Source organism: Acinetobacter sp., from assembly GCF_045628685.1.
Lineage (GTDB): Bacteria > Pseudomonadota > Gammaproteobacteria > Pseudomonadales > Moraxellaceae > Acinetobacter.
This window is the reverse complement of the sequence record NZ_JAZQPV010000076.1, coordinates 1-24,744: the sequence shown is the minus strand read 5'-3', so window position 1 is coordinate 24,744 and position 24,744 is coordinate 1. Positions and strand designations below refer to the sequence as shown.

Genomic DNA, 24,744 nt, shown 5'->3' with positions numbered 1-24,744 from the left:
TACCCAGGAGTCGGACTGGCGCGGGAAGGAACAGATAATCTTGTGTACTGCACCGGTTTTGAGCAGCTTGGCCAACCCATAGTCGCCATTACCTGCATTGTTATTAACAATCACCAGGTCTTTTACACCCAGTTCGATCAGACCATCAATCAGTTCAGCAGGCTGACCCGCTGTCCCAAATCCACCAATCATGATGGTAGAGCCATCCTTGATCTGGGAGAGTGCTTCTTTCAATGATAATGAACTTTTATCTATCATAATCTGGTCCTTACGTACCCTAAACTAATGGATGTCTTTAAACTCGTTTTGAATCTGATGTTGCAACCGGAACAGCATTACGGTCTTTCTGTGACAGCAGAAAATGTGCTACCAGGCCAATACAAATCCCCCAAAAGACTGAACTTAGTCCCAAGAAATGCATGCCGGAAGCCGTTGCTAAAAAAGTGATAAGTGCTGGATCACGTTGTGACTCTTTGCCCATCGCCATAGAGATGTTGGTGGCAATCGCACCGAGTAATGCCAGTCCTGCCAGAGCCGCAATTAGTTCTTTAGGCATCAGGCTAAACAGCATGACAATGCTGCCGGCAAACAGGCCGCCTAAAATGTAAAAAAGCCCATTCGCCACTCCGGCGATATAACGCTTTTCTTTAAGCTCATGCGCGTCTTTACCCAGGCATAAAGCAGCTGTAATCGATGCCAATACGATGGTAATTCCACCCACGCAGGCTACTGCAAGAGAGGCAATACTGGTCGCAGTGATGATCGGCTTGGCGGGCATGTCATAACCGCTGATCTTGATGATTGCCATTCCCGGTAAAAACTGGCCAGACAGGCTGACGAGAATAAGGGGAAGAGCCAGATTCAGGGTCGAACTCCAGGTCCATTCCGGGGCAATAAATTGCGGAATCGCCAGACTGAAATCTGTCGTAACCGGGTTAATCTTGCCCAGCAGCATGCTTAAAACCACGCCTGCAACCAGCACCCAGACCATGGCATAGCGTGGACTGAAACGCTTGGCCAGCAAGAATACCGCCAGCATTCCAAATACGATGTAGGGCATGGTATCGGTCGCGGTAAACAGCCCTAGACCAAATTGCAGTAAAATTCCAGCCATCATCCCGGCAGCGACTTCCTGGGGAATCCAGGACAGTAACTTGTCGAAATAACCGGTAATACCAATGAGAAAAATCACCACGGCAGAGGTGATATAGGCCGCAACCGCTTCATTGAGTGAAATATAGGGAAACAGCGTGACTAATAATGCCGTTCCGGGCGCAGACCAGGCGGTGACTACAGGTATTTTGTATTTAATTGATAAAAAGATACCTGCAAGCGCAGCCCCAATAGAAATTCCCCAAATCCATGAAATCATCATGTCTGGGGAAACTTGGGCCTGCTGTGCTGCCTGGAAAAAAATGATTAGTGGTCCTGAATAGGAAATCAGCACTGCTAAAAATCCTGCAACAGTCGCTGAAATTGACCAATCATTTTTTAATGTCTGAAACAGGGTATTCATTGGTGAGGTGCCTCCTTGCGTCGAACCATGAGCCTGTTGAAAATCGTGATGATCAGGAATAGCCCTGATCTCCACCGCCGACCGGTACCACTGTACCTGTCATATAAGATGATTCATCGGAAGCCAGGAATACAATAGCATTCACTTGTTCCTGAATCGTGCCATAGCGTCCCATAAACGTACGGTCAATGGTCTGATCAACCACTTGCTGCATCCATTTTTGTTCAGATTCAGTCAGTGGATTGGCATTGCGCGGTACTTTACGTGGGGGTGCTTCAGTGCCACCAGTGGCAACTGCGTTAACACGGATACCATCTTTGGCATGTTCAAAGGCGAGGGAAGCAGTCAGACCGTTCACACCACCTTTGGATGCTGAATATGGGACACGGTTAATACCACGTGTGGCAATAGAAGATACGTTTACAATTGTACCTTTCTGATTTTTAATCATTTCTGGAAGAACGGCACGGCAGCACCACAGCGTTGGGAACAATGAACGGTTCACTTCCTTGATGATTTCCTCTTCAGAAAATTCTTCGAAAGGTTTCATCCAGATCGCACCACCAACGTTGTTAATCAGTGCATCCACACGACCATAGGTATCCAGTGCTTTTTCAACCACGGACTGGGCACCGGCAAACGTTTCCAGATTGGCTTTTACAGTAATCGCATCACCGCCAGCGGCTTCAATTTCAGCCAGAACTTCTTCCACATAAGGAGAAAGGTCAGCCATCACCACTTGAGCGCCTTCACTCGCCACTTGCAGCGCGACACCACGCCCGATGCCTTGTGCGGCACCGGTCACGATCACAACTTTATTTTCAAATCTTTGACGATTAGACATTGAACAAATTCCCTCTAATTAGTTGGCAGAGAATTTTTCAAACAGGAAGCTTGTAGGTTTTACACCTTCGGCATCCAGCCAGCCGCGCACGGCTTCAACCATTGGTACCGGACCACATAGGTAGATATCCACATCACCGCCATTCAGCCATTCGTTTTCGATATGACCGGTCACATAGCCTTTACGCTCATGGGCAGATTCCGGGGTTGCCACTACAGTGCGGTATTCGAACCATGGGAATTTTTCTTGCAGTTCATTGAGTTTTTCAAGGGCCACCAGATCAAAGTCATTGGTAACACCAAACACTAAGCGGACTGGATGCTCTGAACCCTTTTCTTCCAGTACTTGCAGCATTGACATGAATGGTGCAATACCTGTACCACCAGCCAGCATCAGTACAGGACGGGTCACAGGACGCAGGTAAAAACTACCAAATGGACCGGTAAAAGTCATTTTGTCGCCAGCTTTGGCATTTTGGCTTAAGAATTCACTCATTTTTCCGTTCGGTACGTTACGTACTACGAAACCAGTCAAACGATTCCCGGGTTTTGAGCTGAATGAATAAGAACGGGTTTCTGTGGTGCCTGGAATTCCGACATTGACATATTGACCTGCCAGGAAATGAATGTCTGGTTGACCTTCGTCTAACTGGATATCAAAAGTAATAGTTGAATCGGACAGGTTTTCTACACGAGCCAGCGCACCCTGGAAGGCATGAATTTCAGTTTTACACACTTCTGAAGAAGCCTGAATCTGGAACACGGCATCTGAAGTTGGTTTACACTGACAAGCCAGAATAAAGCCTTCAGCTGCTTCTTCAGGTGTTAATGCATCTTCAATATAAGTTTCTTCAGGCATGTCAAATGAACCTGATTCACAAAACGCACGACACGTTCCACAAGCTCCATCACGGCAGTCCAAAGGAATATTGATCTTTTGACGGTAAGCTGCATCAGACAGGGTCTCGCCCTGAGCAACAGAAATAAAACGTGTAACGCCATCTTCAAATTGAAGTGCAACATTGTGGTTTGACATGGCTGAATATCCTATATAAATCTTTGTAACTGGACCTTTCAGCCAATTTTCCATCTGGCTGAAAGGTTTTACCTGGCTGTAATAAAACAGTCTTAGAGGTGATAGATGTCGATGACCTGATTGATGTAATCGTTTTTCAGTACCACGTATTTGCTTAGAATTTGTGGTTTATCGCCTGAAAAATCGATTTCATAACGTGACATACCAAAGTAGCTGTAGCTGTTTTTGTAACGGAAACTCAAGGTATTCCAATTAAAGCGTACAGTAACCTTATCGCCATCACGTTCGACAACTTCAATATTGCTGATGTTATGACTGGTACGTGTATCCGGCATGGTGGCAGACGAACGTTCAGTCTTGATACGGAACACGCGGTCTTCCAAACCTTGACGGTCCGGATAATAAATCAAAGAGATTTCAGACTGGGGGTCTGTGGTCAGCTTGTCATCATCATCCCAGGCTGGCATCCAGAAAGACGCAGTAGGGGCATAACAGCTTAACCAGTCATCCCATTGTTCATCATCTAAAAAGCGGGATTCCTGATACAGGAACTGAGCAATATTTTCTAAAGTGATGTCGCTCATGCGTTTTCTCCTTCAGTGGCTGCTGCAATTTCTTTCTCGGTTGCAATACCTTTTTTCATCAATTCTAACCAGTACTGGTGCTGAGCCAGGTATAAACCTTCGTCTTCAGTTTTAATGCCAGAAAGTTTTGGTTTTAAACCGATTTCGTTGGCAGCATCATCCGGGCCATGGATCCAGTGTTTTGAACCGCGACACATGTCATTCCATTCCAGCGCGATACCGGCATAACCTGCCTGACAGGCACGGAATTCTTCAAGATCGTCTGGCGTTGCCATACCTGATGCGTTAAAGAAGTCTTCATATTGACGGATACGACGCGTACGTGCTTCTGGTTCTTCACCCACAGGTGCGATACAGTAAATGGTCACTTCAGTCTTATCGACAGAAATCGGGCGCAGGACACGAATTTGTGAACCGAACTGATCCATGAAGTACACGTTTGGATAGATACACAGGTTACGTGAACGTTCGATCATCCACTTCGCCATGGCTTCGCCATATTGCTCGGTATATTCGTCTTTCTTGGCAAAGTTAGGTCGGTCTTCCGGATTTGCCCATTGCGTCCATAGCAGCATGTGACCATTTTCAAAGCCGTAAGAACCACCGCCTTGCTTGCCCCATGAACCTGCGCTCATGGCACGAATGTTGTCGCCAGCTTCTTTTTCTTTACGTTGCTGAGTCGTTGCAGCGTAATTCCAGTGCACAGCAGACACGTGATAACCATCAGCACCATTTTCAGCAGTCAGCTTCCAGTTGCCTTCATAAGTATAAGTCGAAGAACCACGTAAAACTTCCAGACCTTGCTCAGACTGACCCACGATCATGTCAATGATTTTGGTCGCTTCGCCCAGGTATTCTTCCAGCGAAGGAACATCCGGATTCAGGCTGCCGAACAGGAAGCCCTTGTAGTTTTCAAAGCGCGCTACTTTTTTCAGGTCGTGCGAACCGTCTTGATTAAAACAGTCTGAATAACCCGCTTCAGCCGGATCTTTAACCTTTAATAACTTACCTGAGTTATTGAAGGTCCAGCCATGGAATGGGCAAGTATAGGTTGCTTTATTGCCTTTCTTGTTACGGCATAATTGTGCACCGCGATGCGAACAGGCATTGATCATGGCATTCAGTTCACCTTGACGGTTACGTGCAATGATGATCGGTTGACGACCCATATAGGTGGTATAGAAGTCGTTATTTTTTGGAATTTGGCTTTCATGCGCGAGATAAACCCAGTTGCCTTCAAAGATGTATTTCATCTCGAGGTCAAACAGAGCTTGGTCTGTGAATACTGAGCGGTGTAGTTTAAATTCACCAGATTCAAAATCATCAACCAGTAATTCGTCAATGCGGTCTAAATAGCTGGTGTTAATTACGGGAATACGAGGCATGTCCTTTCTCCGACTTTCCAGGGGGAAGTCAGCGGGATATATCTCAAGACTTATCCCGCTTCCATAGTGTATTAAGCGCTAGCGCGGCGACGATCAACTTCTGTGGTCGGTGCAGCAGCTTGTTCTTTCACAAGTTCAACATTGAATTGAATGTGTTTGAAAGGACCGTTTAAGCCACGTTTTGCAATTTCAGCTTCATCAGTTACGTCAACCGCAGTTGCAACCAGGCCTTCACGGGTAGCGAATGCAAAGTCATCCCACAGGTACTGGTCGCCTTCAATATTGAATTGAGTGGTCAGCTTGCGGTAACCCGGTGCAGACACAAAGTAATGGACGTGTGATGGACGGTTACCATGACGGCCTAATTTGTCCAGCACGAACTGGGTGGTACCTTCTGGAGGACAGCCATAGCCGACTGGCATTGTCGTTAATGCAGTATATTGACCATCGGTAGCAGTAATGATGCTGCGACGCAGGTTAAAGTCAGACTGTGACTTGTCAAAGAATGAATAGTTGCCCAGGCTGTTGGCATGCCAGACTTCAACTTTGGCACCTTCAACGAGATTGCCATTAGTATCAGTCACTGTACCTTCAATGATTAAAGTCGGGATTTTACCTTCTTCAGAACCATCATCCATACGGGCAAAGCTTACTGTTTCAGGTGCGCCAGCTACATATAGCGGACCTTCAATCGTACGTGGCGTACCGCCAGTAATACCTGCTTTAGCATCTGCTTCATCAGCACGTAAGTCTAAGTAATGTTCCAGCCCTAAGCCTGCAGCCAATAAACCTAATTCGTTGGCTTGACCGGCATCAGTAAAGTATTCCAGGCCTTTCCATAGTTCTGACTGAGAAATATCAAGATCTTCGATAGCCTGGAAAAGATCACCTAATAAACGCACAACGACTTGCTGTACACGTTCATCTACAGGACCTGTCGCTGTATCAACGTTCATTTGCTTAACTAATGCATCAATTTCTTGGCGATTCATACTATTGCTCCTAAAGTATGTTTTTCATCTTTTCGTGGCGCACTTTTTAGCTTTTATTGGCTGGCTAAATTTGGCTGGCCACAATCCTTGTTGAAATACCCTCTGTTTTCGATTTGGAAGGGGAATCCGGTGACTCCCAATCCGCTCATTCAATTAACTGTCGTCATCTCGAACTGAAGACGGGTGACGGTTTAATGCCATCACTTCAATATTCATGTAAGGGTAGAGTGGCAAGCCCTGTAACAGGTTGTGCAACTCTTCATTGCTTTCAACATCAAAAATACTGATGTTTGAATATTGGCCCGTGATGCGCCAGATATGGCGCCATTTGCCTTGACGCTGTAATTCCTGTGAATAGGCTTTTTCAACAGCCTTAATTTCATTTACCTGTTCAACAGGCAGATTACGTGGAATGTTTACATCCATACGTACATGAAAAAGCATGGGTTTCTCCTGATTACTGACGACGCAAGTTGTCAATCTTGTTTTCATCCAACTCAACTCCCAGACCTGATTCTTTTGGAATCTCAAGTTCAAAGTTTTGATAGTTGAGTGGGGTTTTTAAAATATCTTCAGTCAGCAGCAAAGGACCAAACAGTTCAGTACCAAAGGCGAGCGTTTCAAAGGTTGAAAATACATGTGCGGATGCGATTGTGCCGACCGGACCTTCCAGCATCGTGCCGCCGTACAGGTCAATACCGGCCAGTCTGGCAATCTTGCCAACTTCACAACCTTCAATCAGACCACCTGACTGGGCAACTTTGACTGCGAAAACAGATGAACCGTTTTGCTTGGCAATTTCATAAGCGGAGTGCGGACCCATTAATGATTCGTCTGCCATAATCGCAACATCAAAACGTCGGGTCAGACGGCGCATGGCATCCAGGTTATCAATTGCACATGGCTGTTCTATTAAGTCAACACCGCCATCTTGCAATAATTGAATGCCTTTAATGGCTTCAAGTTCTGACCAGGCACGGTTCACATCGACACGGATCGAAACGTCTTTCCCTAAGGCTTTCTTGATTGCAAGCACATGTTCAACATCTTCTTCAACTGGACGGGAACCGATCTTAAGTTTGAAAATGTTGTGACGTTTTGCCGCAATCATTTTCTGTGCTTCAGCAATATCTTTTTCGGTATTACCAGAAGCCAATACCCAAAGTACTGGGATACTGTCACGTAAGCGGCCACCGAGGATTTCGCTTAATGGCAAACCTAAACGTTGGGCCTGTATATCCAAAAGTGCAGTTTGCATTGCACATTTGGCAAAACGGTTACCATTAATATTCTTTTTGATTGTTTGTAATGTCTGTGCAACATTTAAATCAGATAATGTTTTTAAAAGTGGTGCGAAATAAGTTTCGATATTAACTTTGACGCTTTCCGGGCTTTCATCACCATAACCTAAGCCACCGATAGTCGTAGCTTCACCCCAGCCGATGTAACCATCTTCAGTGGTGATTTTGACCAATACCAGGGTCTGGGTTTGCATCGTTGCCACTGCCATCTTGTGAGGGCGAATGGTTGGAATTTCTACCAGCAAGGTTTCAACTGACTTATACATAATACGGGTTCACATTCTTGCTTTAATGCTTGGATTTGATATACCTTAAAAGAATAATGTTGATTGGTCTAAGATCGATTTAGCATTTTTTTATACTTTAAAGGTATTAAGAGCCATGGAACTCAGACATTTACGTTACTTCGTTGCCGTCGTCGAAGAACAAAGTTTTACCAAAGCGGCAGAAAAACTGTTTATTGCTCAACCACCTTTAAGCCGACAGATCCAAAATCTGGAACAAGAACTCGATATTCAGCTCTTTGAGCGTGGTAGCCGTCCGCTAAAAACCACTGAAGCCGGTCAATTCTTTTACCAGCATGCTGTTAAACTTTTGTCTAATGCGGAAGAGATCAAGTCGATGACCAAGCGAATTGGCATTACAGATCGGACCATAACCATTGGTTTTGTTGGCTCTTTATTGTTTGGTTTACTGTCGCGCATTCTGTTTTTATTCAAACAGCAACATCCATATCTCAAGATCGAGATGATGGAAATGAACACCCATGAACAGATTCAGGCGCTGAAAGAAGGGCGGATTGATGTAGGTTTTGGGCGGTTAAGAATTTCAGATCCGGCAGTAAAACGGGTATTGCTGCGTGAGGAACGGCTGATGGTCGCTGCACACTCCAGTCATATCATGGCACAACGGGTAGAAGGCTTAAATCTTTCAGAATTGATTGATCAACAACTGTTTTTATATCCGAATAGTGGCAAAGCGAATTTCGCCACCCAGGTACGCGGTATATTTTCTGAGTATGGGTTAGAACCCAAAAATATCCGTATCGTACGTGAATTACAGTTGGCACTAGGCTTTGTAGCTGCCGGAGAAGGGATTTGTATCGTGCCGGAAAGTGCACAAAATATTAAATTGGCCCACCTAAACTTTATTCCGCTTCTAGATGAGTTCGCTGTCAGTCCAGTATTCATGGCTATCCGTAATATGGATGAAAGTGAATACATCCGTTATTTGTTTGATGCGGTCTACCAAGTCTATGATCTGGAAGCAATTAAGTATGATCGTTCGGTATTTTAACGATTCAATTCACCGGGAATGATCCATCGAGTACAATGAATAAACCGATATAAGTACAGGCTAAATTAAGATTATTATAATATATTTTTTAATAAATTTAGTGACTTAACTTAAGCCAGACTTTATAGGTATAGAAGCATGCCTATTCAGTTTTGGACATTCTTTCGCATTTTCTCCATTGTGGCATTCATAAATTGAACTTCACAATTTGGAGGTGGAGATGTCTACAAATAAAGTTAATATAAATACGCTGATTGATGAGGCAAAGTTTACGCCCTTTCATTGGGGGGTACTGATCTGGTGTTTGCTGATCATTATTTTTGATGGTTATGACCTGGTTATTTATGGGGTGGCATTGCCACTACTCATGCAGGAATGGTCGCTCAGTGCAGTACAAGCAGGGATGCTGGCCAGTACTGCCTTATTCGGGATGATGTTCGGTGCCATGACTTTCGGAACTTTATCTGACAAGTTAGGCCGGAAAAAAACCATCATGATCTGTGTGGCCATTTTTAGTGGTTTTACCTTCATAGGTGCCTTTGCCACGTCTCCAGTTGAATTCGGGATTTTACGTTTTCTGGCTGGCCTCGGTATTGGGGGTGTCATGCCTAACGTGGTGGCATTGATGACCGAATATGCCCCTAAACGTATCCGCAGTACGCTGGTTGCCCTGATGTTTAGTGGTTATGCGATTGGCGGGATGACTTCTGCATTATTAGGTGCTTGGCTGGTGCCACAATTTGGCTGGAAAATCATGTTTCTGCTTGCGGGTATTCCACTGCTCCTTTTGCCAGTAATTTGGAAATTCTTGCCAGAATCCCTGATGTATCTCACCAACAAGCAACAGACGGTCAAAGCACACGATATTATTCAAAAAATATCTCCAACACAGGTGATCACCAGTGACACCCAGTTTGTACTCAATGAAGTGCAAAAAGGGGATGAAGCACCATTAAAAGCCCTGTTTCAACAAGGTCGTAGCTTCAGTACATTTATGTTCTGGCTGGCATTCTTTATGTGCTTGTTGATGGTCTACGCACTGGGTAGCTGGTTGCCAAAACTGATGATTCAGGCAGGTTACTCGCTGGGTGCAAGTATGATCTTCCTGTTCGCGCTGAATATTGGTGGAATGGTAGGTGCGATTGGTGGTGGATATCTCGCGGATAAATTCCATATCAAAAAAGTTTTGACCATTATGTTCTTATGCGGTGCCATTGCATTAATTCTGCTTGGCTTTAACAGTCCGCAATTCGTGTTGTATACCTTGATTGCTGTGGCAGGTGCTGCAACGATTGGCTCACAAATTCTGCTCTATACCTTTGTGGCACAGTATTATCCATCGACGGTACGTTCTACCGGTATGGGCTGGGCATCAGGCATTGGACGTATTGGTGCGATTGTCGGTCCGGTACTCACTGGCGCTTTATTAACCATGAATTTACCACATCAAATGAACTTCTTTGCAATTGCGATTCCTGGCGTAATCGCTGCATTGGCAATTTTCCTGGTGAACTTGAAAACCTCCGTAGATGGCCAAGCCCTTGCAACGTCTAGCGCAAATCCAGATCTATTGACAAAAGAAGCAATACATTAAGTTAGATTTCAATCAATAAAGATAATATTGCCAATGATATAGATCGCCATCGTAACCGGTGGTGATCTGTTGCTAGAATCGAAACGCATAATAAAAAGCGAGTTTAGGATGAACACGACACAATTATTTAATAAACCAACAATCACGTTAAAGCGCACAGTTCTGATGAGCATGATGGCAATGAGCTTAGGGGGCATCAGCTTATCGATCCAAGCACAAACCCCAGCCCAGTCGAACCAGCAGGAAATTGAACAACTTCGTCAGGAAGTTCAGGCTTTACGCGCACTGGTTGAACAGCAGCAAGCTCAGACAGCGACGGTAATTGCACCAGTACCAGTAAGTGCGCCTGCAACTAAACCTGTGATGAAAATTGCCAGTGGTGCCGAGTTTAATTTGTATGGCAATATCCGTGCCGATGCCTCTTATCAGGCTGAAGGTGGTTCAGCAGCACGCATGTATAACCAGATTAATGCGGTTCCCCTCAAAGGAGCAGGCGAGCGCAGCGATGAATTCAAGTCAACACTTTCTGCAACCCGTTTAGGTATGGATTTTAAAGCACCGGTCGGTGCTGGAGATAAAGCCCTGAGCGGTAAAGTTGAAGTGGACTTTTTGGGCGGCGCCGGCTTTGATAACTTACGTATTCGTCACGCTTATATGAGCTATGCTAACTGGTTGATCGGTCAAACCTGGTCGAACTTTGCGGTACCTGATTATATCCCGGAAACCGTAGATGCTTTAGTTTATGCCGGTGGATCAATTAAACGGACTCCACAAGTTCGTCATATCAGTACTTTCAGCCCTGCTACCAATCTGGTACTTGCAGTAGAAGATCCGAAAGATGGTTCCATCAAACAGCGGCTACCTGCTGTAACGGCACGTTTGAACCATAAATTTGCTGATAACCTTAGAGTAAGTGCGCGTGCCATGGGCCATGAAAAACGTATCAACGAAGATGAAAAAACGGCATGGGGTCTTGGTTTAGGCGCCAAGTATGATGTCGTACCAGGCACAACACTCAAAGCTGACTACTATCATGTCAAAGGCGATAGCAGTTTTGTTTCTTATGCCAATCCTGGTGTTATTGCAGCAGCAAATGGTGACCTTTTACAAAGTGAATTTGACTCGATTTCAGTGGGCTTGACCCAGCAATTTACTGAAAAATTGCGTGGTACATTAGGCTATGGTTATATGAGTTTTGATGATGATCAAGACTATATTGATGCTTTAAGTAACAAGAGTTCAGCGAATAAAGATCTTTGGCAAGCTTGGGCAAATGTTTTCTATAGTCCAACCAAACCGTTAAGTTTTGGTCTTGAATACGTTTATGGTGAACGTGAAGCTTTTGCTGCTGCGCCAAACGGCAGTAAGACCGGTGAAGACAACCGCATAAATGCAGTTGCAATTTATAACTTTTAATATTCTATAACGACTAATAACAAAGCCTCTATTTGAAAATAGAGGCTTTGTTATATGAATCTTTTTTAGATTTTATCTATCCATTAAAATTATTCTGTGACTTCAACCGTTAAGCCCTAGCTACAGTTTTCTGTTGCCGGTTTCTTTTTGGCATCTGCATTGGCTTCTGGATAAGACGCAGTAATTAAATAAATACCGATTTGATCAAGTTTAATGTCGACTTCACCTTTCGCATTGGTTTTTACATGTGGCTGTTCACGTTTTGCATTTGGTTCGTAATTGGCGGTATCTTTAAATACATCAATTTCAAGATTTGGAACCGGTTTATCATCCACTAAAACCTGTGCTTTTAATGATTCACCTGAATATAACCCATTTGGATGAGTCAGTAACTTGAACTCAAAGCCTTGCTTGCCTGATGCTGGAAGTACAGAAGGTTTACCTTTGTTAACCTAACTTTCGCAATAAATTGATTCGCCCCTTCAAACGTTTTCACATTTGTAGGCACTTGATCCGCTGCAATTATACGGGGTGGTTGGGGGAAGCAGGGAATTTTTATAGGCCCATAGCAGTAATCATCCTAATGACCACACCTAAAAGTGCAAAAATATAGGAGTCGGGGAATTATTTTTCTGACCAGTCACTGACCTTTAAGGCAAATCTTTGCAAGATATTTTGAGAATTATCCATCGTAAAAGCTCTTTTTTTTGTTCTCATTACAATTATTGAATAGGCAAATCTATGCTATAAAACGATTTCCCCTTAAAACTTCAGTCAGCTTTAAGGGAGAATGGGAATAGAAGATCACAGCAACACAGTATTATTGAAGCAGTTTTACACCGGTGACTTTTTGAATGTCTTCAAAGCTGACCTCTTTTGCCAGTTCGACCAGTTTGACGCCTTCAGCGGTAATATCGAGTACACCTAAGTCACTAATAATCCGGTGTACCACGCCCTTACCGGTCAGTGGCAGGGCACATTGCTGCACAATTTTTGGCGTGCCATCTTTGGCGCAGTGTTCCATCAACACCACCACTTTTTGCACACCTGCAACCAGATCCATGGCACCGCCCATGCCTTTGACTTTTTTACCCGGAATCATCCAATTGGCCAAATCACCAGTTTGGGAAACTTCCATGGCACCTAAAATGGCAATGTTGACATGCCCGCCACGAATCATGGCGAAGGAGTCCGCACTGGAGAAAAAAGCGGCACCTTTACGCGCAGTGACCGTTTGTTTGCCGGCATTGATTAGGTCGGCATCGACAGTTTCCTGCGTTGGAAATTCACCAATTCCGAGCAAGCCATTTTCTGACTGTAACCAGACATCCATATGTTCAGGAATATAGTTTGCAACCAGTGTCGGCAAGCCAATGCCTAAATTAACGTAGAAACCATCTTCCAGTTCCAAAGCGGCACGCTGTGCCATTTCATTACGAGTCCAAGCCATTTATACCGCCTCCGCTTTTAATGTCATTTGTTCGATGCGTTTTTCAGGACAGGAGTTTAAAATAATCCGGTTGATATAAATGCCGGGAAGATGAATTTCATCAGGATCTAAATCGCCAATTTCCACAATTTCTTCCACTTCAGCAATGCTGATTTTCCCAGCCATGGCACAGACCGGGTTAAAGTTTTGTGCCGTTTTACGGAAAATCAAATTGCCGGCTTTATCTGCTTTATAGGCTTTGATCAAGGCAATATCGGCAGTTAAGGAATTTTCCAGAATATATTCCTTGCCCTCAAATTCACGGACTTCTTTACCTTCGGCAATCAGCGTTCCCACACCGGTCTGGGTAAAAAAGGCTGGAATACCGGAGCCGCCGGCACGAAGTTTTTCGGCCAGTGTGCCTTGCGGAGTCAGTTCAACTTCCAGTTCACCGTTTAAATACTGACGTTCAAATTCTTTATTTTCACCCACATAAGATGAAATCATTTTTTTAATCTGTTTGGTCTCTAGCAAAAGCCCCAAGCCGAAACCATCCACACCGGCATTATTGGAAATACAGGTCAGTTGTTTGGCCCCCGTATCTTTAAGCGCGGCAATTAAAGCTTCCGGAATACCACATAAACCAAAACCACCGACCGCTAAAGTTTGACCATCTTTGATAATATCTTGTAATGCAGCTTGTGCATTTGCATAAACTTTGTTTGGCATTTGATCCCTCTTTTTTTATCCATGGTCAGTCCGTGTATGACCGAACTTTAACTTTTTATAAACTTCCTGCATGATTTTTTGGCGATGAGAAAATCATGCAGTTTTGTTTTAAGCACATTTTGTTTGCCAATAGGCATTGGCATAATTCGATGGATTGTTGCGATTCAACCCCTGACTGATGTTTCGGCTAGCCTGCATCAAGGCATCCAGATTAATACCGGTTTCAAAGCCCATCTTGGACAAGAGATAGTACAAGTCTTCCGTGGCAACATTGCCCGAAGCACCTTTGGCATACGGACAACCGCCTAAACCGGCAATCGAAGAATCAAATACCCGTATGCCTTGATTAAGCGATTGATAGATATTGGCAATCGCCATGCCGTAAGTATTATGAAAATGACCCGCTAGAACCTGGCTGTCTAATTCAGCAAGGCAGGTATCCCAAACCATTTTGACCCGATCCGGGGTGGCGGTGCCAATGGTTTCACCCAAAGACACTTCATAGCAGCCCATATCCAGTAAGCGCTTGCTGACTTTGACCACTTGCTGAGGATCTATTGTGCCTTCATAGGGACAATCGACCATACAGGAGACATAGCCGCGAACTTTAATATCATTGGCTTTGGCTGCTGCCATGACATCTGCAAACTTTTCAAAGCTTTCGTCAATGGAACAGTTGATGTTCTTGCGGGTAAAACTTTCAGAAGCTGCGGTAAAGACCGCAACCTCTTTACAGCCAACTGCCAGTGCAGACTCAAAACCTTTCAAATTTGGGGTCAGAAGGCTGAACTGAATATTGGGATCTTGTGGTAATTGGGCAAAAAGCTCATCACTTTCTGCCATTTGCGGCACCCACTTTGCCGAAACACAGGAACCGACTTCAATCGACTTCAAGCCTGTTTGCATTAAATCCAGAATAAAGTCTTTGCGTTGTTCAAGCGTAAGAGGCATCTTTTCGTTTTGCAGACCATCGCGCGGACCGACTTCAACGATTTTAACAAATTCACTCATGCAACTTCCTCCACCAGGGCTTGAAACTCCACCAGTTCATCACCGGCTTTGACCTGGTCACCAGCCTGGAAATAGGAAGCTGCAATGATGCCGTCATGCGGTGCACGAATTGAATATTCCATTTTCATGGCTTCAAGGGTCATCAGCACATCGTCTTTCTTCACCTGATCGTTAGCCGCAACCAGGACTTGGGTAATTACACCTGGCATTGGCGCTTTTAAGTTGCCTTCAGTACTTTGTGCATCCTCAGAACTGAATTTCTGATTCAGATAACCAAACTTGTGGCTTTGACCATTTTTAAAAATGGTGATGCCGTGTGTATTTCGACTAAACGCAATTTTGTCTTGTTTGCCATTAATATTGAAATGCGCGGTATTGCTATTTAAAAGCTGTCCGGAAATATGGAATTTTTCACCTTGATATTCGGCAACAAAACCTTCTTTTTCAGCGCTTAAATTGACCTGAAATAGCGCGTCATCGAGCTTTAATTTAATGGCATAGCTTGGGCTGATATTCACGCGCCATAGCGTTTCACTTTGCCAGACCGGATTGCTTGCCGGTTTATTTTTGCTAAAACGCAGCAATAACTCGGTCAATGCCGTTGCAACAACCAGCTCAGGTTGCAGCGATGGAATATTTTTAAACAGGAACTCATCTTCACGTTGAATCAGATTGGTATCCAATTCGGCTTTTTTAAATGAATCACAACGAATGATCCTATCCAAGAAGGCAATATTATTACCCAAACCATCAACATGGAACTGACCTAAGGCATGATGCATTTGCAATAAAGCGGCTTCACGGTTTTCACCCCAAACAATCAGTTTGGCAATCATCGGATCGTAATAGCTGCTGATTTCATCGCCTTGAACAATACCGCTGTCGACTCGCACATTTTGATTTTGTTCAGGGTAGTGTAGATAGTTGATCTGACCAATTGCAGGAATAAAGCCTTTTTCGGGCTCTTCTGCATAAACACGTGCTTCAATGGCATGACCATGAATTTTTAACTGGTCTTGCTGTTTTGGTAATGGCTCACCAAAGGCTACACGTAATTGCCATTCTACCAAATCAACACCGGTGATCATTTCAGTAACCGGATGCTCAACCTGTAGACGGGTATTCATTTCCATGAAATACGCGGTTCCGTCTTGTTCAACAATGAACTCGACCGTGCCGGCACCGACATAATCAACCGCACGCGCGGCATCAATTGCGGCTTGGCGCATGGCATCGAGTTTGTCTTGTGAAACCAGTGGAGCCGGCGCTTCTTCAAGCACTTTTTGATGACGGCGCTGTACTGAACAATCCCGTTCAAATAAGTGCACGTAATTGCCATGTGAGTCACCAAAGACTTGCACTTCAATATGACGCGGATTAATCACATAGCGTTCAATCAGAACTTCATCATTACCAAAGCTGGATTTGGCTTCGCTTTTACAAGAAGCCAGTGAACTTAAGAAATCTTCACTGCGTTCCACCAGACGCATGCCTTTACCACCGCCACCGGCACTGGCTTTAATCAGCACCGGATAGCCAATGCCATCAGCCTGTTGCTTTAAAAATTCAGCATCCTGATTGCTGCCATGATAACCCGGCGTCAGCGGAACACCGGCTTTTTCCATCAAGGCTTTTGAAGTCGCTTTTAAACCCATGGCCAAAATAGCGGCGACTGGTGGACCAATAAAGGTAATGTTATTGGCCTGGCAGGCTTCGGCAAACTGGTCATTTTCCGACAAGAAACCATAGCCCGGATGAATCGCTTGAGCACCGGTATCTATCGCTGCCTGAATAATGCGATCAATCTGTAAATAACTTTGTGCAGCAGGAGATTCACCAATATAGATGGCTTCATCGGCCAGCTTTACATGCTGCGATTGTGCATCGGCATCTGAATAGACAGCTACCGTTGCGATTCCGAGTTTTTTTGCACTACGAATCACACGGCAGGCGATTTCACCACGGTTTGCAATTAAGATTTTTTCAAACATTGTATGATCCTTATTATTGTTCTGCTGTAGAGATAATCCAAGAAGGACTTTGCTTATCTAAAAAAGCACTCAAGCCATTTTTAGCCTCTGATCCTTGGCGTACATGGGCAATATGTTGTGCGGTTTGCAGCAGTAATTCTTCAGTTAATACCTGCTGGTCGACCAGTTGAATCAGCTGTTTGGATGATGCCTGTGCTTCAGGGCCACCCAAAAGCAAGGCTTGAACAATTTCATCAATCTTGCTATCCAGTTCTTCTGCCGCTGCAACCTCATGGACTAAACCTATAGTCTTGGCTTGTTCGGCGGTAATGCGTTCAGCGGTTAAGAAATAGCGTGAAGCCTGACGCGCACCGATGGCACGAATTACATAAGGGCTAATGGTCGATGGTGCGAGACCTAAACGAACCTCGGAAGTGGCAAACTTGGCGTCCGTGCTGGCAATACAGATATCACAAGCTGAGGCCAGACCCATACCACCACCAAAAGCAATCCCGTGTACACGAGCAATGGTCGGCTGTTTTAAAGTCGCCAAACTTTGCAACATTTTTGCCAGCTTTAGGGCATCGGCTTCATTTTCCGCTTGAGATGCTTGTCCGGCCTGTTTCATCCAGTTCAGATCGGCGCCGGCTGAAAAGCTTTTACCACGTCCGGCCAAAACCACGACACGTACATCATCACGGTTATTTAAAGCTTGAAAGCAGGCATGCAGTTCTTCAATCACCTGAGTATTAAAGGCATTGTGGAGTTCAGCACGGTTAATCCAGACCGTAGCCACCTGATTCTGCTGTTCGAGCTGTAAAAATTGGTAGGTCATTTTTTTCATCCCTTACATGCGAAATACGCCAAATTTAGTTGGTAAAATCGGTGCATTTAGCGCAGCTGCCAAACTTAAGCCCAAGACCTGACGCGTTTGTGCAGGATCAATCACACCATCATCCCAAAGACGCGCTGAAGCATAATAAGGATGACCTTGACGCTCGTATTGATCACGAATCGGTTGTTTAAATTGATCTTCCTGTTCCGCTGACCAGCTTTCACCTTTTTGCTCAATCTGATCGCGCTTTAAAGTGGATAGAACGCTTGATGCCTGTTCACCGCCCATCACCGAAATACGCGAGTTTGGCCATGTCCAAAGGAAACGCGGAGAATAGGCGCGACCACACATGCCATAGTTGCCGGCACCAAATGAACCGCCAATCACCAAGGTCAGTTTCGGTACATTGGCATTGGCAACCGCCATCACCAGTTTGGCGCCATTTTTGGCGATACCCTCATTTTCATACTGGCGACCGACCATAAAACCGGTAATGTTTTGAATAAAGAGTAGGGGAATATTGCGCTGGGTACACAGTTCAATGAAATGCGCGCCTTTTTGTGCAGATTCAGAAAACAGAATGCCGTTATTGGCAATGATGCCGACTTTCATGCCGAAAAGTTCGGCAAAACCTGTGATTAAAGTCGTCCCAAAACGGGCTTTAAATTCGTCAAAACGTGAACCATCGACAATACGGGCAATCACTTCACGCACATCAAATGGCTTACGTGCATCACTTGGCACTACGCCATACAGTTCCTGTGCATCAAATAATGGCGCTTCAATCTCATCTGCAGTTTTATTGGGTTTTTTATTTAAATTTGCCACAATATTACGGGCAATCGCAATTGCATGTTCATCGCTTTCAGCCAGATGATCGGCCACGCCTGATAGACGGGTATGCACATCACCACCACCCAAGTCCTCAGAACTGACCACCTCGCCAGTTGCAGCTTTTACCAAAGGTGGACCACCGAGGAAAATCGTACCTTGATTACGCACGATAATGGTTTCATCCGACATCGCAGGCACATAAGCACCACCTGCGGTACAGCTTCCCATCACTACCGCAATTTGGGCAATGCCTTGGCTCGACATACGCGCCTGGTTATAGAAAATACGGCCGAAGTGATCACGATCCGGGAACACTTCATCCTGCATGGGTAAGTAAGCACCACCTGAATCGACCAGATAAATACATGGCAAATGGTTTTGTTCAGCAATCTCTTGAGCGCGTAAATGTTTCTTCACCGTGAGTGGATAGTAGGTTCCACCTTTCACTGTGGCATCATTGGCCACAATCATGCAGGTCACGCCATTCACCTGACCAATTCCGGCAATTACGCCAGCAGCAGGCACATCGTCCGGATAGACTTGATAAGCCGCCAGTTGCCCAATTTCTAAAAAGGCAGTTCCGGCATCAATCAGATGATCGACGCGTTCGCGCGGTAAAAGTTTGCCGCGAGCCAAATGTTTTTCACGGGCTTTTTCGCCGCCGCCTAAAGCGATCTGCTGGGCTTTTTGTTTTAAATCATCAACCAAAACCTGCATCGCAGTTTGGTTGGTTTTAAAATCTTCGCTTCGAATATTAATTTTGCTTTGTAATATATTCATTCTCGAACTTCCTTGTTATTCAGTGTACTCACGGACCGCGATTTAAGCTGTTTCATTAAACAGTTCACGACCAATCAGCATGCGGCGGATTTCAGAAGTTCCCGCACCAATTTCATAAAGTTTGGCATCGCGCCATAAACGGCCTGCTGCAAATTCATTGATATAACCATTACCGCCTAAAGTTTGAATGGTTTCACCTGCCATCCAGGTGGCTTTTTCAGCGGCATATAAAATCGCACTTGCGGCATCTTTACGCAGGCTGCGGCTATGTTCCGCCTTGTCACATTCCGCGCCCACTGCATACACCAGTGCTTTACATGCCAGCCAAGTTGAATACATATCTGCAATTTTGCCTTGCATCAACTGGAACTCACCAAGTGCCTGACCAAACTGTTTGCGGTCATGAATATAAGGAATCACCGTGTCCAGGCAGGCATCCATAATGCCCAGTGGACCGGCACTTAAAACCGCACGTTCATAGTCCAAACCACTCATTAAAACTTTGGTGCCATTGCCCACACCGCCCAGCACATTTTCTTTCGGTACTTTTACATTGTCGAAGAAAAGCGGGTAGGTGTTTGAACCACGCATTCCCAGTTTGTCTAAATGGGTGCCATGACTAAAACCCGGCATGCCTTTTTCAACCAGAAAAGCCGTCATGCCTTTAGAACCGGCTTTCAGGTCGGTTTTGGCATAGACCACCAATACATCAGCATCGCCACCATTGGTGATCCACATTTTTGAACCATTCAGCAGGTAATGATCACCTTGGTCTTCGGCTTTGAGTTTCATGCTGACCACGTCTGAGCCGGCATTGGGTTCCGACATCGCCAGAGCACCGACAAAATCGCCAGAAATCAGTTTAGGCAAGTACTTTTGTTTTTGTTGTTCAGAACCATTTCGATTAATTTGATTGATACATAAGTTAGAATGGGCGCCGTAAGACAAGCCTATTGATGCTGATGCACGGGAAATTTCCTGCATGGCAATAATATGGGCCAAATAACCAAGGTTAGTACCACCGTATTCTTCACTGACAGTCAGACCAAGCAGTCCCATATCACCAAATTTTTTCCAGAGGTGAGCGGGGAATTTATTGTCTTGGTCAACTTGCTGAGCAATCGGTGCAATCTCCTTTGCACAGAATGCTGCGATTGAATCTTGTAAGGCAACTAGCGTTTCATCCAAACCGAAATTTAAGCTTTGTAGATTCATTTCTTCATTCATCCTGATGGTTATATTTGTTGTTCCAAAAAAAGCATTTTTGTTGTGCTTGATTTTTACAATACAACTATTTTTTAAAAAAGTGAATCTAAATTCACAAAATGATTTACAATTCATTTTATCTGGTTGAGAATAAGATTATGAGTTATAAAAGATCATCATTGATGCAGGAGCGAATGGAGCAAAACCGTGAAACGATTTTGCAGTCTGCTCGTGAACTGATTGCTCAAGGGGGATTTAAGGATGCACAAATTCAGGCGATTGCTGAGCGTGCAGGCGTATCCAGTGGTCTGGTTTATCGTTATTTCGATAATAAAAGCCAGGTGTTAATTGAAGTATTGTCGGATGCCATTCAGCATGAAATTCAAATTTTGAATAACATTGCTGCAAGTAATCTGCCAGTCACTGAAAAATTACACAAAGCAGTATCAACTTTCGTCAAACGTGCATTAAACAGTCCTCAGCTTGCTTATTCGCTGATGTTTGAACCTGTCGATGCTTCGATAGAACATGAGCGTTTTCGCAGTAAACAACTGATTAAACAGAGCATTAATGAAATACTTGCCGAAGGTAAAATCAATGGCGAGTTTGGATTTGAAGATTTAAATACCGCAGCGCTGTGTGTAGTTGGCGCAATGACTTTTGTGGTCATTGAACCGTTAAATCCTTCTAAAAATGTCAGGTTTGATCAGGCGTATAAAGACTATTTTGTCAAACAGATTGCCGATTTTTGTGTCAGTGGAGTTTGCTTAAAGGAGGAAAATTGATCGGTTAAACACAAAAACAAGGCTGTTTGGGAAAATCGTCTGAGTCAAAAAAATTAAAGTGAAAGAATCATAATTACAAAGAATCAAGGAGAGTGATTCAATGACACAAGTACGGTTAAGTTATGCCTATGGAACAAGCAGTCAGCCTTTACTTGGGATGACCATTGGTGAGAAGTTTGATCAGGCGTGCCAGCAATATGCTGAACAGGATGCTGTGGTTAGCGTGCATCAAAATGTACGCTTAAGCTATAAACAGCTACAGGATCAAGTCAATGCATTTGCTTGCAGTCTGCTTCAATTGGGCCTGGGAAAGGGCGATCGAATCGCGATTTGGTCACCCAATTGTGTGGAATGGACCATTACACAATTTGCAGCATTTAAAGCCGGCATGATTTTAGTCAATTTGAATCCCGCGTATAAAAGCAGTGAACTTGAATATGTACTCAATAAAGTTTCATGCAAGGCATTGGTCATTGCCCCTCAATTTAAGAGCAGCAATTATCAGGATATCTTGACTAAAATTGCCCCTGAAATTACCCAATCGACAGATAAACTGCTTTCTTCTCAAAAACTCCCGCATTTAAAGCACATTATTAAAATTGACCATGAACAGCATAGCGGTATTCACCGTTTTGCTGATTTATTGCCAGAACCGACTGCTGTACAGTTAGATCAGTTACACGCCATTGCCGCTGATTTGCAGTTTGATGAAACCATTAATATTCAATTTACTTCCGGCACCACGGGTAATCCGAAAGGAACCATGCTGACGCACAATAATATTTTGAATAATGGCTATTTTGTCGGTGAAGCGATTCATCTCACCCCACAGGATCGGGTGTGTATTTCGGTTCCTTTATTCCACTGTTTTGGCATGGTGATGGGGAACTTGGCCTGCATTACCCATGGTTCAACCATGGTCTATCCATCGGCAGTATTTAATCCGCTCGACACCTTAAAGACGATTCAGCAAGAAAAATGTACCGCAGCCTATGGCGTTCCGACCATGTTTATTGCCATGCTTGAGAACGAGCAGTTCGATGAGTTTGATCTTTCAAGCCTTCGTACCGGCATTATGGCGGGCAGTCCATGTCCACGTGAAATTATGCAGCGCGTGATTGACCGTATGCATATGACCGAAATTACCATTTGCTATGGCATGACTGAAACTGCACCGGTCAGTGTTCAAAGTTCGACTTCAGATTTGGTGGAGCGTCGTGTTGGAACAGTCGGCCGTGTCCATCCACATCTTGAAATCAAGATTGTTGATGAAAATGGCAAAGTGGTGCCACGTGGAAAACTTGGTGAATTGTGCGTGCGCGGTTATTCAGTCATGCTCGGCTATTGGGAAGACAATGACAAGACTCAGGAAGTGATTGATGTGGCCAAGTGGATGCATACCGGTGATATTGCCGAAATGGACGAAGAGGGCTTTGTAAAAATCAAAGGCCGAATTAAAGATGTGGTCATTCGTGGCGGCGAGAACTTGTTCCCGAAAGAGATTGAAGACTTTTTATATACCCATCCGGATGTTTCGGATGTTCAGGTAATTGGTCTGCCAGATCCAAGATATGGCGAGGAACTTTGTGCGTGTATTATCCTGCACGAGCATCATCAGATCAATGAAGAAGCAATTCGTCAGTATTGTGCAGAGCATATTTCGCATAATAAAGTACCGCGATATGTGCGTTTCTTTACTGAATTTCCAATGACCGCTTCAGGCAAGGCGCAAAAATTTAAATTGCAGGAATTGATGCGTCAGGAACTGAATTTACTGGAAGATATTGCTTAATATTGATCCATGATTGGTTCTTAAAATCTGTCTACCTCCCGATATTAATCAATAACGGGAGGAGCAGAATGAGGATCGATACCTATAAAAAAGCGACTTTAATAAGTCGCTTTTTTTGATACATCAATTTAGATTAATTTACACGAATCCAGGTCTGGTTACGTCCTAAGGCAGAAACACCAATATAGCCACGACCCGCTAAGGTTTTACCATCTGGAGATAACTTGGCATTAAAACTATAAGTTTTACCATTTTTAGGGTCGGTAATTTTCCCGCCGTCATAGACATTATTGGCAGATTTTTTCAAACCTGAAACAATCTGTACGCCTTCAATGGGCTTGTTATGAAATTTACCTACACATTTGGTGCATTTTTCACCTTCAGTGCCTTCCAGTACATCTACAATTTTTGCAGACAGTACACCACTCGAGGTTTCAGTAAATTGAACAATCGATAACGGTTTTTTGGTTTCATCATCGATAGTTTTCCATTTAGTGCCATGTAATGGATCGGAAGCTAGAGCTAGGCTAGAAACTAAAGATAGTCCTAATACGCTTAGAGTTGTTTTTATCATCATTAGACCTCAACTGATTTGAGTAAGTTTTTCTTCAACACTATTTTTCTTCAATACTCATAGAAGTTATGAATTACATATACAGAGCTTCTACTTGGAAAAACGTGCATTGAAGAACTATGTTCAGTCACGATTATGATAAATAAAATAGTATTTATTATGGATTTTTCATGTATTTGTGTTTTTAGCCTTTACCCAGATAAAGGAATTGGTCAATCAATAGAATCATTGAACATTGCCTTATATTAATTAAGATTAAATTTATATCACCTAATATTTTTATTATATCAACAAGATAATATAAGGCTTGAATAAAAGTGCGGGCACTTTATTTAGCAATCGTTTTTATGACAATTTATTTACATAAATGTATAATTTTTCTTAGTAGGGGATGGGAAATTTTTTATAGATAAAGATTTTTTGTCTGTATCAAATAAGAGTTTAATAAGAAATTTCATTGAAATGAAGAATATTTGATTTCAACATCATGCGAAAAGTATATGAAAAGTCAGTAAAGATATTTTTAATCTGAGCCTCCTTGGAGACTCAGATTACCTAAAAAATAAATGAAGCGTTATTGAATAACAACTACATAGTTGGGTATGCGCTGCAATGAAAACTGCCCTGAACATATATCCGGATATGAGAGCACTGCTTCGCAAGAATTACTCTAACATTACATGTTAGGGTAGTTCGGACCACCACCGCCTTCCGGCGTTACCCAGGTGATGTTCTGTGAAGGATCCTTGATGTCACAAGTCTTGCAGTGCACACAGTTGGCTGCATTGATCTGGAAACGCTTGGAACCGTCATTGTTTTCCATGATTTCATAGACC

The 24,744-nt window shown here is 43.9% G+C and carries 23 protein-coding genes and 2 pseudogenes; 5 read left to right on the top strand and 20 right to left on the bottom strand.

Annotated features, from left to right (window positions below):
• The 9 genes from ACKI4H_RS10610 to ACKI4H_RS10570 all read right to left on the bottom strand — a co-directional run.
• Nucleotides 1-258 (bottom strand): 3-oxoacid CoA-transferase subunit A (locus ACKI4H_RS10610; protein WP_407305559.1); only part of this gene is annotated, 258 nt, incomplete at its 3' end.
• Nucleotides 259-295: 37 nt separating this feature from the next.
• Nucleotides 296-1,516 (bottom strand): benzoate/H(+) symporter BenE, encoded by a 1,221-nt coding sequence (gene benE / locus ACKI4H_RS10605; RefSeq protein ID WP_407305558.1) that lies wholly within the window; start codon nt 1,514-1,516, stop codon nt 296-298.
• A 52-nt stretch (nt 1,517-1,568) separates the two neighbouring features.
• Nucleotides 1,569-2,360, bottom strand: coding sequence for a benzoate diol dehydrogenase BenD (benD, locus tag ACKI4H_RS10600; protein WP_407305557.1), 792 nt, complete (start codon nt 2,358-2,360; stop codon nt 1,569-1,571).
• An 18-nt stretch (nt 2,361-2,378) separates the two neighbouring features.
• Nucleotides 2,379-3,395, bottom strand: a complete 1,017-nt coding sequence (gene benC, locus ACKI4H_RS10595) for a benzoate 1,2-dioxygenase electron transfer component BenC (protein WP_407305556.1) — start codon at nt 3,393-3,395, stop codon at nt 2,379-2,381.
• Nucleotides 3,396-3,487: 92 nt separating this feature from the next.
• Nucleotides 3,488-3,979, bottom strand: coding sequence for a benzoate 1,2-dioxygenase small subunit (gene benB, locus ACKI4H_RS10590; protein WP_407305555.1), 492 nt, complete (start codon nt 3,977-3,979; stop codon nt 3,488-3,490).
• A complete protein-coding gene (gene benA, locus ACKI4H_RS10585) occupies nt 3,976-5,364 on the bottom strand; it encodes a benzoate 1,2-dioxygenase large subunit (protein WP_407305554.1) in 1,389 nt (462 codons plus the stop codon). Before benA ends, benB begins: the two co-directional genes overlap by 4 nt.
• Before the next feature lie 71 nt (nt 5,365-5,435).
• The gene (gene catA / locus ACKI4H_RS10580; RefSeq protein ID WP_407305553.1) at nt 5,436-6,356 is read right to left on the bottom strand and encodes a catechol 1,2-dioxygenase; all 921 of its coding nucleotides are present in this window, start codon (nt 6,354-6,356) and stop codon (nt 5,436-5,438) included.
• A gap of 153 nt (nt 6,357-6,509) precedes the next feature.
• The gene (catC, locus tag ACKI4H_RS10575) at nt 6,510-6,800 is read right to left on the bottom strand and encodes a muconolactone Delta-isomerase (protein WP_407305552.1); all 291 of its coding nucleotides are present in this window, start codon (nt 6,798-6,800) and stop codon (nt 6,510-6,512) included.
• Nucleotides 6,801-6,813: 13 nt separating this feature from the next.
• Nucleotides 6,814-7,923 carry a muconate/chloromuconate family cycloisomerase gene (locus ACKI4H_RS10570; RefSeq protein ID WP_407305551.1) on the bottom strand — a complete coding sequence of 370 codons (1,110 nt, stop codon included), beginning with the start codon at nt 7,921-7,923 and terminating at the stop codon, nt 6,814-6,816.
• 115 nt (nt 7,924-8,038) lie between these two features.
• Here ACKI4H_RS10570 and ACKI4H_RS10565 point away from each other — a divergent pair, with 115 nt between their 5' ends.
• The 3 genes from ACKI4H_RS10565 (at nt 8,039) to ACKI4H_RS10555 (ending at nt 11,963) form a co-directional block, all read left to right on the top strand.
• Nucleotides 8,039-8,953 carry a LysR family transcriptional regulator gene (locus tag ACKI4H_RS10565; RefSeq protein ID WP_216935458.1) on the top strand — a complete coding sequence of 305 codons (915 nt, stop codon included), beginning with the start codon at nt 8,039-8,041 and terminating at the stop codon, nt 8,951-8,953.
• A 220-nt stretch (nt 8,954-9,173) separates the two neighbouring features.
• Nucleotides 9,174-10,547, top strand: coding sequence for an aromatic acid/H+ symport family MFS transporter (locus ACKI4H_RS10560; RefSeq protein ID WP_407305550.1), 1,374 nt, complete (start codon nt 9,174-9,176; stop codon nt 10,545-10,547).
• A gap of 108 nt (nt 10,548-10,655) precedes the next feature.
• Nucleotides 10,656-11,963: a DcaP family trimeric outer membrane transporter gene (locus ACKI4H_RS10555; protein ID WP_407305549.1), complete on the top strand. Its 1,308-nt coding sequence runs from the start codon at nt 10,656-10,658 to the stop codon at nt 11,961-11,963.
• 116 nt (nt 11,964-12,079) lie between these two features.
• Here ACKI4H_RS10555 and ACKI4H_RS10550 read toward each other — a convergent pair.
• The 9 genes and pseudogenes from ACKI4H_RS10550 to ACKI4H_RS10510 all read right to left on the bottom strand — a co-directional run.
• A pseudogene (locus tag ACKI4H_RS10550) lies at nt 12,080-12,501 on the bottom strand (DUF4198 domain-containing protein); the annotation flags it as partial.
• A 20-nt stretch (nt 12,502-12,521) separates the two neighbouring features.
• A pseudogene (locus ACKI4H_RS10545) lies at nt 12,522-12,653 on the bottom strand (hypothetical protein); the annotation flags it as partial.
• A 130-nt stretch (nt 12,654-12,783) separates the two neighbouring features.
• Nucleotides 12,784-13,413, bottom strand: a complete 630-nt coding sequence (locus tag ACKI4H_RS10540; RefSeq protein ID WP_407305548.1) for a CoA transferase subunit B — start codon at nt 13,411-13,413, stop codon at nt 12,784-12,786.
• Nucleotides 13,414-14,121, bottom strand: coding sequence for a CoA transferase subunit A (locus ACKI4H_RS10535; RefSeq protein ID WP_407305547.1), 708 nt, complete (start codon nt 14,119-14,121; stop codon nt 13,414-13,416). It lies immediately after the preceding gene.
• A 108-nt stretch (nt 14,122-14,229) separates the two neighbouring features.
• Nucleotides 14,230-15,132 carry a hydroxymethylglutaryl-CoA lyase gene (locus tag ACKI4H_RS10530; RefSeq protein ID WP_407305546.1) on the bottom strand — a complete coding sequence of 301 codons (903 nt, stop codon included), beginning with the start codon at nt 15,130-15,132 and terminating at the stop codon, nt 14,230-14,232.
• Nucleotides 15,129-17,123, bottom strand: a complete 1,995-nt coding sequence (locus tag ACKI4H_RS10525; protein ID WP_407305545.1) for an acetyl-CoA carboxylase biotin carboxylase subunit — start codon at nt 17,121-17,123, stop codon at nt 15,129-15,131. Before ACKI4H_RS10525 ends, ACKI4H_RS10530 begins: the two co-directional genes overlap by 4 nt.
• Before the next feature lie 13 nt (nt 17,124-17,136).
• Nucleotides 17,137-17,937 (bottom strand): enoyl-CoA hydratase/isomerase family protein, encoded by an 801-nt coding sequence (locus tag ACKI4H_RS10520; RefSeq protein ID WP_407305544.1) that lies wholly within the window; start codon nt 17,935-17,937, stop codon nt 17,137-17,139.
• 12 nt (nt 17,938-17,949) lie between these two features.
• On the bottom strand, nt 17,950-19,551 hold the full coding sequence (locus tag ACKI4H_RS10515) for a carboxyl transferase domain-containing protein (RefSeq protein ID WP_407305543.1): 1,602 nt from the start codon (nt 19,549-19,551) through the stop codon (nt 17,950-17,952).
• A 42-nt stretch (nt 19,552-19,593) separates the two neighbouring features.
• Nucleotides 19,594-20,766: an isovaleryl-CoA dehydrogenase gene (locus ACKI4H_RS10510; RefSeq protein ID WP_407305542.1), complete on the bottom strand. Its 1,173-nt coding sequence runs from the start codon at nt 20,764-20,766 to the stop codon at nt 19,594-19,596.
• 149 nt (nt 20,767-20,915) lie between these two features.
• Here ACKI4H_RS10510 and ACKI4H_RS10505 point away from each other — a divergent pair, with 149 nt between their 5' ends.
• A complete protein-coding gene (locus ACKI4H_RS10505) occupies nt 20,916-21,542 on the top strand; it encodes a TetR/AcrR family transcriptional regulator (RefSeq protein ID WP_407305541.1) in 627 nt (208 codons plus the stop codon).
• Nucleotides 21,543-21,642: 100 nt separating this feature from the next.
• Nucleotides 21,643-23,334 (top strand): AMP-binding protein, encoded by a 1,692-nt coding sequence (locus ACKI4H_RS10500; protein WP_407305540.1) that lies wholly within the window; start codon nt 21,643-21,645, stop codon nt 23,332-23,334.
• Between the two features lie 133 nt (nt 23,335-23,467).
• Here the strand turns inward: ACKI4H_RS10500 and ACKI4H_RS10495 are convergent, their stop codons facing one another.
• Nucleotides 23,468-23,905, bottom strand: a complete 438-nt coding sequence (locus tag ACKI4H_RS10495; protein WP_407305561.1) for a DUF2147 domain-containing protein — start codon at nt 23,903-23,905, stop codon at nt 23,468-23,470.
• A 679-nt stretch (nt 23,906-24,584) separates the two neighbouring features.
• Nucleotides 24,585-24,744 (bottom strand): 4Fe-4S dicluster domain-containing protein (locus tag ACKI4H_RS10490; RefSeq protein WP_407305560.1); only part of this gene is annotated, 160 nt, incomplete at its 5' end.

What these genes read in the sequence shown, in the direction of transcription:
- ACKI4H_RS10570 (WP_407305551.1), bottom strand. Translation starts at nt 7,923, where the DNA reads ATGTATAAGTCAGTTGAAACCTTGCTGGTAGAAATTCCAACCATTCGC.
- benA (WP_407305554.1), bottom strand. Translation starts at nt 5,364, where the DNA reads ATGCCTCGTATTCCCGTAATTAACACCAGCTATTTAGACCGCATTGAC.
- ACKI4H_RS10530 (WP_407305546.1), bottom strand. Translation starts at nt 15,132, where the DNA reads ATGAGTGAATTTGTTAAAATCGTTGAAGTCGGTCCGCGCGATGGTCTG.
- catA (WP_407305553.1), bottom strand. Translation starts at nt 6,356, where the DNA reads ATGAATCGCCAAGAAATTGATGCATTAGTTAAGCAAATGAACGTTGAT.
- ACKI4H_RS10505 (WP_407305541.1), top strand. Translation starts at nt 20,916, where the DNA reads ATGAGTTATAAAAGATCATCATTGATGCAGGAGCGAATGGAGCAAAAC.
- ACKI4H_RS10525 (WP_407305545.1), bottom strand. Translation starts at nt 17,123, where the DNA reads ATGTTTGAAAAAATCTTAATTGCAAACCGTGGTGAAATCGCCTGCCGT.
- ACKI4H_RS10515 (WP_407305543.1), bottom strand. Translation starts at nt 19,551, where the DNA reads ATGAATATATTACAAAGCAAAATTAATATTCGAAGCGAAGATTTTAAA.
- benC (WP_407305556.1), bottom strand. Translation starts at nt 3,395, where the DNA reads ATGTCAAACCACAATGTTGCACTTCAATTTGAAGATGGCGTTACACGT.
- ACKI4H_RS10560 (WP_407305550.1), top strand. Translation starts at nt 9,174, where the DNA reads ATGTCTACAAATAAAGTTAATATAAATACGCTGATTGATGAGGCAAAG.
- ACKI4H_RS10555 (WP_407305549.1), top strand. Translation starts at nt 10,656, where the DNA reads ATGAACACGACACAATTATTTAATAAACCAACAATCACGTTAAAGCGC.
- benE (WP_407305558.1), bottom strand. Translation starts at nt 1,516, where the DNA reads ATGAATACCCTGTTTCAGACATTAAAAAATGATTGGTCAATTTCAGCG.
- ACKI4H_RS10520 (WP_407305544.1), bottom strand. Translation starts at nt 17,937, where the DNA reads ATGACCTACCAATTTTTACAGCTCGAACAGCAGAATCAGGTGGCTACG.
- catC (WP_407305552.1), bottom strand. Translation starts at nt 6,800, where the DNA reads ATGCTTTTTCATGTACGTATGGATGTAAACATTCCACGTAATCTGCCT.
- benD (WP_407305557.1), bottom strand. Translation starts at nt 2,360, where the DNA reads ATGTCTAATCGTCAAAGATTTGAAAATAAAGTTGTGATCGTGACCGGT.
- ACKI4H_RS10540 (WP_407305548.1), bottom strand. Translation starts at nt 13,413, where the DNA reads ATGGCTTGGACTCGTAATGAAATGGCACAGCGTGCCGCTTTGGAACTG.
- benB (WP_407305555.1), bottom strand. Translation starts at nt 3,979, where the DNA reads ATGAGCGACATCACTTTAGAAAATATTGCTCAGTTCCTGTATCAGGAA.
- ACKI4H_RS10565 (WP_216935458.1), top strand. Translation starts at nt 8,039, where the DNA reads ATGGAACTCAGACATTTACGTTACTTCGTTGCCGTCGTCGAAGAACAA.
- ACKI4H_RS10535 (WP_407305547.1), bottom strand. Translation starts at nt 14,121, where the DNA reads ATGCCAAACAAAGTTTATGCAAATGCACAAGCTGCATTACAAGATATT.
- ACKI4H_RS10500 (WP_407305540.1), top strand. Translation starts at nt 21,643, where the DNA reads ATGACACAAGTACGGTTAAGTTATGCCTATGGAACAAGCAGTCAGCCT.
- ACKI4H_RS10510 (WP_407305542.1), bottom strand. Translation starts at nt 20,766, where the DNA reads ATGAATCTACAAAGCTTAAATTTCGGTTTGGATGAAACGCTAGTTGCC.